Source organism: Acinetobacter sp. GXMZU3951 (assembly GCF_054457875.1).
In genome coordinates this window covers 45,039-58,896 of the sequence record NZ_JBTLFO010000008.1, presented here as the reverse complement: position 1 = coordinate 58,896, position 13,858 = coordinate 45,039, and the positions used below count along the sequence as shown (strand labels likewise).

Sequence of the window (13,858 nt, the reverse complement as noted above, 5' to 3'; positions counted from 1 at the left end):
ACATGGAATTTATTCGAGACTATGCGGATTGGTTCTACCTGATTGGGGCAGTCCTCTTTATCTTAACGTTACGTGGTTTGTCAGGTCCTAAGACGGCAATTCAAGGTAACCGTTACGGCATGATCGCTATGGCGATTGCTGTTGTGACCACCTTCTTTGTTGCCGACCATCCGGTGATTTGGATGATTGGTGGTGCCATGGTACTGGGTGCAGTGGTCGGTATCGCGCGTGCGAAAACGGTTCCAATGACGCAAATGCCAGAAACTGTTGCCTTAATGCACTCATTGGTGGGTTTGGCTGCGGTACTGATTGCGATTGCTGCCATTCTACACAACAACCAGCTCACAGCATTGTTTGAACAAAATGAAGCTGCTTTAACTGCTGCGGGTGTGCAACATGCGCATATGAGTAGTGTGCATTTATTCGAATTGTTTGTTGGTTGTTTCGTTGGTGCGATTACCTTTACAGCTTCTGTATTTGCTTACGGTAAATTGGCTGCGAAAAAATGGGCAAAAACCATTTCGGGTGCGTGGGTTAAACCGGTTCAAGCCACGATTTTTATTGCAATGCTGGCGTGTGGTTTCTACTTCTTCACCACAGGTAATATGAATGCATTCTGGGCTATGACAGCGCTTGCACTGGCATTCGGTTGGGTATGGATTGCACCAGTCGGTGGCGGTGATATGCCAGTCGTGGTATCACTGTTGAACTCATTCTCGGGTTGGGCAGCAGCAGGTATTGGTTTCACGCTTGAAAACAACATGTTGATCGTTGCGGGTTCATTGGTAGGTTCTTCGGGTGCAATTCTTTCTTACATCATGTGTAAGGCGATGAACCGTTCCATCATCAACGTTTTGTTTGGTGGTGCAATGGGCGGAACAGCGGTAGCTTCTGCGGACAAAGGCGAACAAGCACAGCAGCGTAACCATCGTTCGGGTTCAGCAGATGATGCAGGCTTCTTGATGTCAAATGCAGACAGTGTTGTGATTGTACCAGGTTATGGTATGGCGCAAGGTCGTGCACAAAATGCGGTTAAAGAGTTATGTGAAATCTTGAAGGAACAAGGTGTTAAAGTTCGCTTCGCGATCCACCCGGTTGCGGGTCGTATGCCAGGTCACATGAACGTATTACTTGCAGAAGCAGATGTAGCGTATGAAGACATCTTAGAGATGGATGAGATTAACTCAGACTTCCCTGCAACAGATGTAGTACTGGTGATTGGTGCAAACGACGTTGTTAACCCAGCTGCTAAAGATGATCCAAGCTCTCCAATTTACGGTATGCCAATTCTGGAAGCACATAAAGCGCGTACCATTATGGTAATCAAACGCTCGATGGCGACAGGTTATGCGGGCTTAGACAATGACTTGTTCTACAATGAAAAAACCATGATGGTCTTCGGTGATGCGAAGAAAGTCGTGGAAGATATGACTAAAGCCATTAATGGTACAGGTCACTAAGAGACTGAATCTTAGTATTAGAAAAACCACCCTACGGGGTGGTTTTTTTGTTTTAACAAATCTATATTTTTGAAAGTTATGAAAATATTGAATTAATTTCATTTACTCTGCTCTTAAAAATAGCATCGATTTTTAAGATGAGTTTAATCAGTGAATGGATGCTCAGCGACTGTAGTTAAAATTTATAAATATCAAAATACAACCAAATAGCGATCAAAATATAATCGAAATTAAGAGGGGAAATAGTCACAATAGTAAGATCACATGACTGGCAGATCATTATGGTTAGGAGGATGAGTAAAGCAAGCTCACACGGGATCATAAGGTAGTTGTGTTGATTCATCGAGGAGATGGCTTATGTTATTTATCGTTAAGTACAAAGTTCGCTCAGAAAATCGTAATGCGGCGATGGAACGGTTTCTTGAGTCAGGAGGAAAAGTGCCAACTGGAATAAAATTGCTAGGAAGATGGCATACAGTGGCGCAATTATCGGGTTTTGCTGTAATCGAGGCCAGTGATGCTGAATCGATACAGCAATGGGTAATGGAGTGGAATGATATTCTTTCTATGAAAGCTTTTCCTGCTTTGACGGATGAGCAAATTGCACCAATGATGATGGCTGTATTGGCGAAAAAGAGTGCCATCACAAAATAATCCATGCGGAAAAGAGCCAATTAAAAATATAAAAGCTCAGAGGAATTTAAATCTGAACATTCTCAGGCAATTCTAGATGTTTATTGATGTTCTTAAATTGTACCAAGTATAGAAACCTATATAGCGTGTATCTATATCTTGATTAAGAATGATTTGATTACAAGTTTTGTGGCTTAGATATTGAATTGAGCTGTATTTGAAAAACCACCCCGCAGGGTGGTTTTTTTATGCTTAAACCTGCATGGATTTTTGTGATGGGTTGTCTGAAATGGCATAGGAATGAATTGTGGGGGTTGGTGTTGGTTAAGAGGGGAATAACTTATCTTGATGGTTTTGTGTTCTGGTTGGCACTGATTTTGCTTTTTTGTGAACAGATTATGGGGGTGTTCATGAAAACTATAAATTATCTACTTTTAATGCTGTTATGGGGTTGCTCAGCCAATAGTTTTGCAGCAGATCCTGCAATAGCGCAGGCACAAAACATTCAAGAAATTCGCATCTCCCTAGATAGTGTCTGGGTGGTGATGGGCGGAATCTTGGTATTTTTTATGCAAGCGGGTTTTGCTTTGGTAGAAAGTGGTTCCGTTCGTGGCAAAAATACGGTCAACGTATTGATGAAAAACTATATGGATGCTTGCTTGGGAGGCTTGGTCTTTTGGCTGGTCGGTTTTGGTTTGATGTTTGGTATCAATAGCACAGGTTGGTTTGGTGCAAGTCATTTTGCTCCGAATCAACTAGATGATTGGCATTGGAATTTGGTGTTCTTTCAAATGATGTTCGCAGCAACAGCAACCACGATTGCCAGTGGAGCGATGGCAGAGCGGATTCATTTTGTGGCTTATGTGGTGAGTGCGGCTGTGGTCAGTGGCTTAATCTACCCAGTGTTTGGTAGTTGGGCGTGGGGGAGTTTGTTTGCAGGGGAAGGCTGGTTAAAGGCATTGGGTTTTATTGATTTTGCTGGTTCGACGGTCGTGCATTCAATTGGTGGCTGGGTGGCATTGGCGGGGATTCTGGTTTTGGGACCACGTTTGGGGCGTTTTGGGCGTAATGGGCAATCGCATTATCTGGCAGGGCATAATGTACCTTTGGTGGCGTTGGGCGGGTTTATTTTGTGGCTTGCGTGGTTTGGATTTAATGCGGCCTCTACCGTCAATGCCACGGTCAGTATTGGTCGAATTGCTTTGAATACCCATCTGGCAGCATGTGCCGCAGCGGTAGCTTATATGTTTTACGCCTTGGTACGTGGCAAGGCGATTCTTATTCGGACCACGATTAATGCTTCTTTGGGGGGATTGGTTGCCATTACTGCAGGCTGTGCCACCATGAGTCCGGTGTATGCAATTGTTACAGGTTTGGCTGCGGGGCTGGTGGTAAGCGTGATTCCTGTACTGATGGAGAAATTAAAGCTGGATGATGTGGTGGATGCAGTGACCGTGCATGGTTTTTGTGGTGCGTGGGGAACCCTTGCCGCAGGTCTGTTTTATGAAGCCAGTCCGTTTAATTCACACATTATTTCAGTACAGATTTTAGGTGTTATTGCCGGTTTTGTCTGGGGGTTTGGTGTGGCATTTGTGGTGTTTAAAGTACTGGAAAAGCTCTTGGGGGGCTTGCGTGTAAGTACTCAGCATGAACAACGTGGCTTGGATTATAGCGAGCATGCAGAATTGTCTTATCCTGAATTTCAGCGTGATGTGACTTTTGAAACTGATGGTATGACCAAACGTCATTAAGGAGTTCAGCAGTATGCCAAATGAATTGTTAAGTATTGGACAAAAACGTAGTGCCATAGAGCGAGGTCTTAGCCAATATTTAAATGGAATTGCTTTGGAGCGGGTCTTAAGTTACTGGGAAAAAGAGTATGGCGATAAACCTTCATTTGTATTGAACCGCTTTTTGAGTGAAGTCTGTAATACCGATGAATTGCGTTTCTATCGCAAAGAGATGCTACGTCAGGTCTTGTTTGAGATTGCGCAAGTCGAGAAGCAGGTTTTATTGGAGGTGAAACCGCAGAGCAAAGTAGAGGCTTTGGAATCGACACAGCTCAGGGATGCCTTTATGCAGTTTATCGCCCTACTGCTCAAAGGGGTAGTTCCTAGTGATGTTTCTGATTTTGATCAGGAGCTGAAAATGCGTTTCAGTAAGATGGGTTTTGTGGTTGCCTCTCATTTGGAAATTCATGCACATGATTTTTTTTCACTCTTACCAGTCAGTAGTTATGCCAAAGCACTCACTGTAATTTATGAAGTGTATTGTGAGTTTTATGGTCCCACTAAAGCAGATTTTATCTTTGCGCGGGCCAAAGAGCAGATCAAACAGCAATTTATGGAGGTTGATCTACAGCAGTTAATTTAAATGGATCTGGGCTTGTCTATAAAGGCACTCTCGGTTTGAGCGTGTCTTTTGATGGTGGATAAGATGGTGAGAATCCATATAAAGATGCACAATAAAAAAGCCAGTTACTCTGAAGAATAACTGGCTTTTTAGACCTTGAGGGTCATTGTTCTTATGCTACAGATTCAGGAGCTGTACGCCATAAACTTTCTAGGTCGTAGAATTTACGTGCAGTTGGAAGCATGACATGAACAACAACGTGTCCCAAGTCAATTAAAATCCACTCTGCATCACGTTCGCCTTCTACACCAATAGGGCGGAAACCAGCTTTACGTGCTTCTTCTGCCACATTGTCAGCAAGTGCTTTGACGTGGCGAGTTGATGTACCGCTTGCAATCACAATCGCATCTGCGACATTGCTGATGCTGCTCACATCAAGTTCAATAATATCTTTGGCTTTTACATCTAATAGAGCTTCATGTACAACTTTTAAGCAAGCTTGTACATCCTGAGCTTGAGAATTCATTGCGAGATCGAGAGAATTAGAAGCGCTGGGCGATGGTTCTAAATTCATAAAGGGTCATAATTCCTGACAATAACTCACCTTCTAATATAGCGGTTTTATCACGAAATTTCAATTGTCTGTTTTTTAACTTTGTGGATGCTCGGCAAAATACTTGTTTTTCCAAGCGAAAGAATGGTTGGAATGCGCTTGGGGGCGATATTCTGCACCAATAAAACCAGCATAATCGCTATGACTCAGCCAATCAAAAATTTCTTTGAAGTTAATTTGTGCGGTATCTGGCTCATGTCGTCCAGGGCAGTCTGCAAATTGAATGTGACCAATTTCTAGAATATTTTGTTTTAATTCTTCTAGCACATCTTCGCCCATCATGGCCATATGATAACAATCATATTGCATCTTCAGAGCAGGGTGCTGTACCGCTTCCAGAATTTCCTGCGCTTGGGCAATATTCTGAATGAGAAAGCGCGGCATGTCGGTGCCATTAATCATTTCAAAGACAGGCTGAATATGATGTTCAGCCAACATAAAACAGGCCAGCTTCAAATTTTTAGCGAGGGTATTTAGGCAAGGTAACAGGTCGCAGTCCAGTGGCTGTTTACCGGCCAAAATATTGACGCTAGGGACTTTTAATGCCACGGCATATTGAATGGCGGTTTCTAGAGCACGATGGAATTCAAGCTCTTTACCGGGGATACCCGCTAGGCCATTGCCACCTTGCATTAAATCACCCGCAGGAACATTAATCAGGCATAAACTTAAATCGTGCTGAGTCAGTTGGTTCTGAATGTCCGCAATGCTCAGTTCATAAGGAAACTGGATTTCAACATGTTTGAAGCCATGTGCATAAGCAAGTGCAAAACGTTCAATGAGTGGCACTTCCGTAAAGATCATGGACAGATTCACTGCGAGTTTAGTCATGAGCTTGCTCCTGCATTATTATTCTGTTTCAACTTGTTGAATTACTGTTGCTAAATCAGCTTCAGCATAGCCTTTATTTTGATGTGTCTGCAATTGCGACAACGCTTTTTTTGCGACTGGAATATCTAGTTGGAATTGTTCGGCTAGCTGTACCGCATTATTTAAATCTTTTGATAAAGTTTGTACCTTCCATTGTATAGGTTCAAACTGATGGCTGGCCATGCGAGGTGTTAAAATTTGAAACGGCTTGGAGTCGGCAAAGCCCCCCGCCAGTGCAGGCGCAAGCAATGTGGTATCTACGCCGGCTTGACGTGCCAGTGCAACGGCTTCTGCAATTAAGGTGCTATTGGCAGCCACAATCAGTTGATTACAAATTTTGGTGGCTTGACCTGTGCCAGTTTCCCCCATACGGGTGACGCGTTGTGAAAGCACGTTATAAATCAATGATAGGTCCTGAATGATGCTCGCGTCGCCTCCCGCAAAAATCACCAAAGTCCCTTGTTCTGCACCAGCTGTGCCTCCTGACACAGGTGAATCAATCCAGTGAACACCATCTTGCAAGGCCAGTGCAGCCAAGGATTGGGTTTGCCCGACCGATAAACTTGAGAAATCCACAATGACTTGTTGAGCTTGCCAAAACGGACGGATTTTCTCAATGACCTGTTGCATTGCAGAGTCATCTGCCAAGCAAGTCAAAATCACCGGATAGTCCGCAATCTGTTCGAGTTGTAAGGCTGTTGCCCCTAGATCAATCAGAACATCACAGGCCGCAGCAGTTCTGTTCCATACGGCTACTTCAAATCCCGCTTGCAGTAATCGGGTTGCCATACGGCTACCCATGAGTCCCATACCAAGAAATGCAATTTTCGTATTACGATCAAAACTCATTGGAATCTCTCTATCGTTTAAGGTTGCTGCTTTAAATTATTAAAATTGACGCGGAACAAATTGAACTTCAGGTTGTTTATCTTTTTTGCGTGCCAATTGGCTATTTTTGCCAAGTAAAAGTTTTAACTGCCAAATTTTCTCTAAGCGTAAAGATTTACGAGGATGGTGTTCCATGGCGTCCAAAACCTGTTTTGCAGCGGCTAAGGCATCTGGTGAACGTTGCAGCATTTCTTCTGCCAGTGCTTGAGCTTGTTGTAAGGGGGTTGCAGATAAATGGGTGACCAAGCCAATCTCTTTGGCATAGTTGGCATCAAAGATACGCGCCGTCAGGGTAAGTTCTTTGGCTAAATCCAGCCCAATAACCCCTTTTAGTGAGCGACTCAAACCCATATCTGGTACTAAACCCCAGCGGCTTTCCATAATCGACATTTGGGTTGCAGGGTGGGCAATTCGAATATCGGCCGCCAATGCCAATTGCATGCCCGCACCGAAGCAAAAACCTTCTAAGGCTGCAATCACGGGCACCGGTAATTCTTGCCAAATCAGAAAGGCTTTTTGAAATAAACTTTGGCCAGGTTTCACCAGTTCCCATGCCGCATAAGCACGATTTTTGGGATTGTTTAAATCGGCAAGGTCAATTCCCGCGCTAAATACATGGGCTTCGCCAGTTAAAATTACACAACGGATACTGCGGTCTTTTTTGAGTTGATTGGCTACTTTCACCAGTTCGTTTAAGAGAGCAAAGCTCATTGCATTACGCTTTTCTGGTCGGTTTAAGCTGACCGTTGCGATTCCATTCTGTTTTTCTACACGTAATAAAGCCATGTTGGATACTCTAATTTTGCTTTGCTTCGGAGCATAGCATGCAGCCCAAGCACTTGCATGACAGGGCAGTCACATCTTTTCGATGCTCTTTATTGCCCGTATTTATTCAAAACTGACTGTGCTGCTTGCTGTACTTGTTGCATGATCAATTTTAGTTCATCAAAGCGTTGTAGTGTTTCTTGAATAAACTGCTCATCCGCCCGACGTTTTTCTTTGCGTAGGGTCGAAATGAATTGCTCAAAGGCACCAGAAGCTTCTTGTAGACTTGGTGCACCCACGTAGCGAGTGGCGCCATACAGGCGGTGCAGGACATGTTCTAGCTGTGGAAAATCTTCGAGTTCGATCAGTTGCTGCATTTCATCCAGTTCGGTATGGAAGCTATCAACTAGCATTTTCAGTAAATCGGCCGCCAAATCTTCTTTATTGGCCGCCAACTGTAGGCTTTGTTGCCAGTTGAGAATCTGCGGATCGAGTGCTTCAAGCACTATGTTTTTCTCGACCAAAGCGGTTTTGTCGAATTGTTTACGTGTCCAGTGGGTTAAAATCTGAATAATCTGTTCAATTTGAATTGGCTTGGTGACGTAATCGTCCATCCCTACTTTTAACAGCTTTTGCTTTTCATCCGCTAAGGCATGTGCAGTCAGGGCAATAATCGGTAGGTGAGATTCTTCCTCTAAGGTGGATTCCAAAGCGCGAATGGCACGCGTCGTATCAATCCCCGACATCACTGGCATTTGAATGTCCATGAATACCAAATCAAAAGGTTTGAGCTTTTGTTCAAGCCGAGACTGAATAATGTCAATTGCTTCCTGACCACTTTGGGCTTTGGTTGTGGTGACATTTAATTCACTCAAGAGTGCTTCGAGTACAATCAAATTGGGTAAATGGTCATCAACCGCTAAAATATGCAAGCCCTGACCATCAAAGTTTTCATGCTGTTCCGACTGGAAAATGGATTGATTGCTTAATAGCTGAATCAAGGCATTCCGACTCAACGGTTGGTACAGTGGGCGTGCACGATATTCATTGAGCATGTTCGGATCGAGCGCCATTTGATAGCCATAGACCGCAAGACTACCTGTATAGCGACTACGAATCTCTTTCAGCATGGCTTCGGTGTCACCACTGTGATCGACAATCAACCAAGTGTTTTCTTGTTGCGACTGAATTTGATTGAGGCGGCTAAATAAATCCAGAATCGAAGCCGCTTCAATATGTTCCACTTGATAGTTTTCTAAATAATGGCGTAGAACATGCGCGGCGGCATGGTGAGCCAAGTAGGACACCACTTTCATGTGCCCAAATTGCGGATGCACGATTTCATATTCTTCATCTACCGCAAACATGGCGGTAAACCAGAAGGTTGAGCCTTTCTCGGTTGGGGCACGTTCTTGGTTGTCTTCAAAACCAATTTGCCCTTGCATGAGGTGTACCAATTGTTTGGAAATCGCCAGACCCAATCCAGTACCGCCAAATTGACGGGTCACTGAGGCATCACCTTGTGAGAACGATTCAAACAGACGCTTACGATCAGTACCACTTAATCCAATGCCGCTATCTTGCACACTAAAATGGAGTAAGCATTGTCCAATATCATCATGTTTCATGCGTACCCGTACGATGATTTCACCATCTGGGGTAAATTTAATGGCATTGGAAATTAAATTGGTCAGAATTTGCTTAAAACGCAGGGCATCGCCAATCACTTGTTTCGGGACATCATCGCCATAGTAGAAAGCCATATCGATATGTTTTTGTGCCGCCAGAGGGGACAACATATCCATCACATCAAAGATGGCTTCCTCAAGATCAAAGGGAGCAGTTTCCAGCTCCAATTTACCCGCATCAATTTTGGAGAAATCTAAGACATCATTAATCAGTGCCAATAAATGCGCAGACGATTTACGAATGGTTTGTAAATATAAGTTTTGTTCGTTGCTGAGATTTCCCTGTCGTAACAGCAAATGTATAAAACCATCAATACTGTTCAACGGGGTTCGTAATTCATGGCTAATGTTGGCCAGAAAAACCGATTTGGCTTGGTTGGCTGAAATGGCTTGGTCACGTGCTTGACGATAGGTGATGTTCTGTACTTCGAGCGTGTCGAGGGTGCGTCTTAAGTCATCTTCGGTTTGTTCGGTATGTTCTTTTAATTCTAAAAAGCTGAAATGAAGGCGTTTGACCACATTGGCAATATCACGCTGTAACAGTCGCAGTTCGCCAGTACTGTTAATGATCATGTGTTGATCTAATGTGTCGGCATTTAAGCGTTGTAACTGCATGCGAATTTCATACATCGGGGCAATCCAGCGACGTGAATAGAAATTCAGGCACAGCAATAACAGTAATAAGGTTAATAAGCCTGTCGCAACCAATACGATCAGTACGCGATAACGCGCAATTTGTAGCGGTTGATTGTCTAACTCAATTAATAACCAGCCTTTTTGATGCGGCGATTCATTAATTTGCATGCCATAGACATGATTGCCATTTTGTTTAATTGGACCAAAAAAGCTTTTATCTTTAGGGAATTTGGGCCATGGTTCTTGCGCATCACTGCCAATATTAATACGTTCAGCACCAGTGTGATCCAGAATGGTGGCGTGATTCAGCAGCTTTTCATTAAACATATACTGCATGGCATTTTGCGCTTGATCGTAATGCCATGGATAGCGATTGAGCAAATCCAACGCAGATTCAGCCGTGCTTTGATAGCGTGTCAGAATAGCAATCGCCATTTGACGTTGTTGTGCTTTTGCGGCATTGGAGGTTTCAGTCAAAACCAATGCCGCACCCACGCAGGCCAAAATCATAATCGGCACAAAAATCATGGCAATCAGCTGTCCATAAGCATGATTTAAGTGTAGGCGCTTAAATAACTTTTTATTGAAATTCGACATGGCAAACGTAATAAATTCCCTATGCCCAGCATATTAACATGCTTTATTTGAAACTGACCGTGCTTTAATCACTTTCATGAAAAACCCCGTGAAAAGGGTGCAGGACAATCCATTTTTTCATACAATAGCCGCACCTCGATCCAGGTGCAGACCATGAGTAACACAACCCCTGATTTCCAAGCAGATGAATTTTTGTTAGACCATTACGTCGGAAAAACACCTTTAGTGCGTTTACAGCGTCTAGCTAAACACACGCAAGCCACAGTTTTAGCGAAGTTAGAAGGCAATAATCCAGCAGGTTCGGTTAAGGACCGTCCAGCTTACAATATGATTATGCAGGCAGAAAAGCGTGGGGAAATTCAGCCAGGGGATACGTTAATTGAGGCAACCAGTGGTAATACTGGTATTGCCTTGGCGATGGTGGCTGCCATGCGTGGTTATCAGATGAAACTGATTATGCCTGCTGGTTCTAGTCAGGAACGCAAAGATGCGATGCGTGCGTATGGCGCCGAGCTGGTTGAGTCTGAGAATATGGAAGAAGCGCGTGATATGGCGCTACAAATGCAAAAAGATGGGAAAGGACTGGTCTTGAATCAGTTTGGCAATCCAGACAATGTGCAAGCCCATTACCTCTCAACGGGTCCAGAAATCTGGCAACAAACGGGTGGCAAGATCACGCATTTTGTCAGCGCCATGGGGACAACAGGCACCATTATGGGGGTGTCGAAATATTTAAAAGAACAAAACCCTGACATTCAAATTGTAGGATTACAACCTTCAGATGGTTCAAATATTGCGGGCATTCGTCGCTGGCCACAGGAATATTTGCCAACCATTTTTGATCCAAAACGCGTTGACCGTATTATGGATATTCCACAAATTGAAGCGGAAAAAACTGCACGGCAATTGGCGCGTAAAGAAGGCATCAGTGCAGGGACTTCATCTGGTGGTGCCGTGTGGGCATCCTTACGGATTGCAGAAGAAAACCCGGATGCGGTCATTGTCTGCATTATCTGTGACCGTGGTGATCGTTATTTATCGACAGGTTTATTCTCGGTCCAAGACCCTGAATAATTGCACTGTAACCCTTTGAATCGAGTTTGAGAGTATACATGCGCTTACCTGTTCTAGTTTTTGATATTGAAACCATGACGGACTTAAAGTCCGGTGCGCATTTGTATGGCTTGGATTTGCCTGAGCCAGACTTGGAGCAGGCACTGACCAAGTTGCGTCGCCAAGAAGCGGGTATGGACTTTCAACGCTTACCTCTGCATGAAATTGTCTGTATTTCAGGGTTGTGGGTCGATGAACTGGGTGCGATGAAACTGTTCTCCTTTAGTCGAGAACAGTTTTCTGAAGCCGAAATTTTAAAGAAATTTTTATCGATTTTTAATAAAAAGCTTCCGACATTGGTGAGCTGGAATGGTTCACAGTTTGACTTGCCAGTGATCCTTTTTCGGGCCATGTATCATGGTTTGTCTGCATCGAGTTTGTTTGATCAAGGCGAAATTGATCAGCAGAAGAAGTATAATAACTACCAAAACCGTTACCATCATCGTCATGTCGATTTAATGGATGTAATGGCGATGTTTAATATACGTCATTTCCAAAAGCTTGATGATGTTGCGCATTTACTGGGCTTTCCGGGTAAGCGTGGTGATGGCGGTTATCATGTGCCCGAATATGTTCGCTTACAACAATGGCAGGATTTAACTGGCTATTGTGAAGGTGATGTATTAAATACATGGTTAATTTATTTGCGCTGGTTGTTATTGAAAGGTCAATTACAACTGGAAGAGCATCGTGCTTGGATTCAAGCCAGCATTCAGTTGCTGCAGTCTCATCCTCAACATGCTGATTTTCTGAAAATTTGGCGTGAAACATCGCAACAGACAGAATTTACAGCATCCGATTTTCACCATTCAAACTAGGTTTTCATGAAGCATCGTCAGCATACCCGTCCAAGTCAGCAACCGATTTATACTTTTAAGGTTGAGACACTGTCACATGAGGGACGAGGGATTGCCCACTATGGTACGGATGCCGCTCATCCTGTCGAAAAACAGGGCAAGAAAGTTTTTATTCGTCAGGCATTACCTGGTGAAACGGTTCGTGCCAAAATCACTCATGCCAACAAACGCTTAGAAGAAGCGGATTGTATTGAGGTTGTGGGTCAGCCTTCTGAATTGCGGGTGAAGCCAGCGTGTCCGCATTTTCATGTCTGTGGTGGCTGTAGTTTGCAACATATCGACAAAGATGAGCAGATTCGTTTTAAGCAGGATGTGCTGCAATCGCATTTACAGCATTTTGCTGGCTTACAACCCGAACAGTGGTTGGCACCGATTCGTTCCCTGCGTGAAGATTATCGCCGTAAAGCCCGTATCGGGGTGCGTTATTTCCCGCAGCGTGATCAGTTGATAGTGGGATTTCGTGAAAAACAAAGTAATAAATTAACGTCAATTGATCGTTGTTTGGTGCTTGATCAAGCTTTTGGTTCAATTACACGCTTGAAGCAGTTACTCCAAAGTCTAACAGCCAAAGCAGCCATTGGGCATATAGAATTGGCGATGGGCGATCAGGAAGTTGCCTTATTGATTCGTCATACAGAAAAATTATCGGATCAAGATGTCAACCAATTAAAACAGTTTACGTTACAGAAGCAGTGGCAATTGTATTTACAGCCTGCAGGTCCAGACAGTTTGCAGCGTGTGGATCAGGATCAGGCAGAAATGCGCTTACATTATGCTTTAGCGGATTTTGATGTGAATTTTAGTTTTAGTCCGCTTGATTTTACCCAAGTGAATTCAACCGTAAATCCGCAAATGGTGAAGCTGGCATGTGAATTGCTAGAATTGCAGCAAGGTGATCGCGTATTAGATTTATTTTGTGGACTTGGTAACTTTTCTTTACCGCTTGCGCGTTGTGTAGCACCTACAGGACACGTGATTGCAGTGGAGGGCAGTGATGAAATGGTTCAACGAGGTCAAGACAATGCTCGTCGCAATGACATGACCAATATTGAGTTCTTTTCACAAGATTTAACAAAAGATTTTTCGCATCATTCTTGGGCAAAGCAGGGATTTGATGCATTATTGATAGACCCACCACGCTCTGGCGCGGAAGAGGTAATGCATTATGTGCCTAAATTTAATGCAAAAAAAATCGTTTACGTCTCATGTAATCCAGCAACATTGGCAAGGGATGCAGGTGTATTGGCACAACATGGCTATCGATTAAAAAAGGCAGGTGTGATGGATATGTTTACGCATACTGAACATGTCGAATCAATTGCCTTATTTGAGCAAGAAAAAGAGATAAACGATTTATAATATGAATGATTATTTTGTAGGAGAAGG

12 protein-coding genes are annotated in these 13,858 nt (G+C 43.6%); 7 read left to right on the top strand and 5 right to left on the bottom strand.

Annotated elements, in window-relative coordinates; all coding sequences use genetic code 11:
• Positions 1-2: 2 nt before the first annotated feature.
• From ACX17N_RS12630 to ACX17N_RS12615, 4 genes are all read left to right on the top strand, one after another.
• On the top strand, positions 3-1,460 hold the full coding sequence (locus ACX17N_RS12630) for an NAD(P)(+) transhydrogenase (Re/Si-specific) subunit beta (RefSeq protein ID WP_458892928.1): 1,458 nt from the start codon (positions 3-5) through the stop codon (positions 1,458-1,460).
• Between the two features lie 357 nt (positions 1,461-1,817).
• Positions 1,818-2,114, top strand: a complete 297-nt coding sequence (locus tag ACX17N_RS12625) for a DUF3303 domain-containing protein (protein ID WP_458892927.1) — start codon at positions 1,818-1,820, stop codon at positions 2,112-2,114.
• A 389-nt stretch (positions 2,115-2,503) separates the two neighbouring features.
• Complete coding sequence (locus tag ACX17N_RS12620) at positions 2,504-3,844, top strand: ammonium transporter (protein ID WP_458892926.1); 1,341 nt, start codon at positions 2,504-2,506, stop codon at positions 3,842-3,844.
• Between the two features lie 13 nt (positions 3,845-3,857).
• Complete coding sequence (locus ACX17N_RS12615) at positions 3,858-4,466, top strand: hypothetical protein (RefSeq protein ID WP_458892925.1); 609 nt, start codon at positions 3,858-3,860, stop codon at positions 4,464-4,466.
• 151 nt (positions 4,467-4,617) lie between these two features.
• Here the strand turns inward: ACX17N_RS12615 and rsfS are convergent, their stop codons facing one another.
• The 5 genes from rsfS to ACX17N_RS12590 form a co-directional block, all read right to left on the bottom strand.
• On the bottom strand, positions 4,618-5,019 hold the full coding sequence (gene rsfS, locus ACX17N_RS12610; RefSeq protein ID WP_458892924.1) for a ribosome silencing factor: 402 nt from the start codon (positions 5,017-5,019) through the stop codon (positions 4,618-4,620).
• Positions 5,020-5,094: 75 nt separating this feature from the next.
• The gene (locus ACX17N_RS12605) at positions 5,095-5,889 is read right to left on the bottom strand and encodes a hydroxypyruvate isomerase family protein (protein WP_458892923.1); all 795 of its coding nucleotides are present in this window, start codon (positions 5,887-5,889) and stop codon (positions 5,095-5,097) included.
• Positions 5,890-5,907: 18 nt separating this feature from the next.
• Positions 5,908-6,777, bottom strand: a complete 870-nt coding sequence (locus tag ACX17N_RS12600; RefSeq protein WP_458892922.1) for an NAD(P)-dependent oxidoreductase — start codon at positions 6,775-6,777, stop codon at positions 5,908-5,910.
• A 39-nt stretch (positions 6,778-6,816) separates the two neighbouring features.
• On the bottom strand, positions 6,817-7,602 hold the full coding sequence (locus tag ACX17N_RS12595; RefSeq protein WP_458892921.1) for a crotonase/enoyl-CoA hydratase family protein: 786 nt from the start codon (positions 7,600-7,602) through the stop codon (positions 6,817-6,819).
• Between the two features lie 89 nt (positions 7,603-7,691).
• Entirely contained in the window at positions 7,692-10,502 is a 2,811-nt protein-coding gene (locus ACX17N_RS12590) for a GacS-like sensor histidine kinase (RefSeq protein WP_458892920.1), read from the bottom strand.
• Positions 10,503-10,655: 153 nt separating this feature from the next.
• Here ACX17N_RS12590 and cysM point away from each other — a divergent pair, with 153 nt between their 5' ends.
• From cysM to rlmD, 3 genes are read left to right on the top strand one after another with little or no spacing between them, the layout of a single operon-like run.
• The gene (cysM, locus tag ACX17N_RS12585; RefSeq protein WP_458892919.1) at positions 10,656-11,576 is read left to right on the top strand and encodes a cysteine synthase CysM; all 921 of its coding nucleotides are present in this window, start codon (positions 10,656-10,658) and stop codon (positions 11,574-11,576) included.
• A 38-nt stretch (positions 11,577-11,614) separates the two neighbouring features.
• Positions 11,615-12,433, top strand: a complete 819-nt coding sequence (locus ACX17N_RS12580) for a 3'-5' exonuclease (protein WP_458892918.1) — start codon at positions 11,615-11,617, stop codon at positions 12,431-12,433.
• A gap of 6 nt (positions 12,434-12,439) precedes the next feature.
• A complete protein-coding gene (gene rlmD, locus ACX17N_RS12575) occupies positions 12,440-13,831 on the top strand; it encodes a 23S rRNA (uracil(1939)-C(5))-methyltransferase RlmD (protein ID WP_458892917.1) in 1,392 nt (463 codons plus the stop codon).
• Positions 13,832-13,858: the final 27 nt, after the last annotated feature.

Bases quoted from the DNA above. Each gene is read 5' to 3' on its own strand.
- ACX17N_RS12630 (WP_458892928.1), top strand. From the start codon at position 3: ATGGAATTTATTCGAGACTATGCGGATTGGTTCTACCTGATTGGGGCA.
- ACX17N_RS12625 (WP_458892927.1), top strand. From the start codon at position 1,818: ATGTTATTTATCGTTAAGTACAAAGTTCGCTCAGAAAATCGTAATGCG.
- ACX17N_RS12620 (WP_458892926.1), top strand. From the start codon at position 2,504: ATGAAAACTATAAATTATCTACTTTTAATGCTGTTATGGGGTTGCTCA.
- ACX17N_RS12615 (WP_458892925.1), top strand. From the start codon at position 3,858: ATGCCAAATGAATTGTTAAGTATTGGACAAAAACGTAGTGCCATAGAG.
- rsfS (WP_458892924.1), bottom strand. From the start codon at position 5,019: ATGAATTTAGAACCATCGCCCAGCGCTTCTAATTCTCTCGATCTCGCA.
- ACX17N_RS12605 (WP_458892923.1), bottom strand. From the start codon at position 5,889: ATGACTAAACTCGCAGTGAATCTGTCCATGATCTTTACGGAAGTGCCA.
- ACX17N_RS12600 (WP_458892922.1), bottom strand. From the start codon at position 6,777: ATGAGTTTTGATCGTAATACGAAAATTGCATTTCTTGGTATGGGACTC.
- ACX17N_RS12595 (WP_458892921.1), bottom strand. From the start codon at position 7,602: ATGGCTTTATTACGTGTAGAAAAACAGAATGGAATCGCAACGGTCAGC.
- ACX17N_RS12590 (WP_458892920.1), bottom strand. From the start codon at position 10,502: ATGTCGAATTTCAATAAAAAGTTATTTAAGCGCCTACACTTAAATCAT.
- cysM (WP_458892919.1), top strand. From the start codon at position 10,656: ATGAGTAACACAACCCCTGATTTCCAAGCAGATGAATTTTTGTTAGAC.
- ACX17N_RS12580 (WP_458892918.1), top strand. From the start codon at position 11,615: ATGCGCTTACCTGTTCTAGTTTTTGATATTGAAACCATGACGGACTTA.
- rlmD (WP_458892917.1), top strand. From the start codon at position 12,440: ATGAAGCATCGTCAGCATACCCGTCCAAGTCAGCAACCGATTTATACT.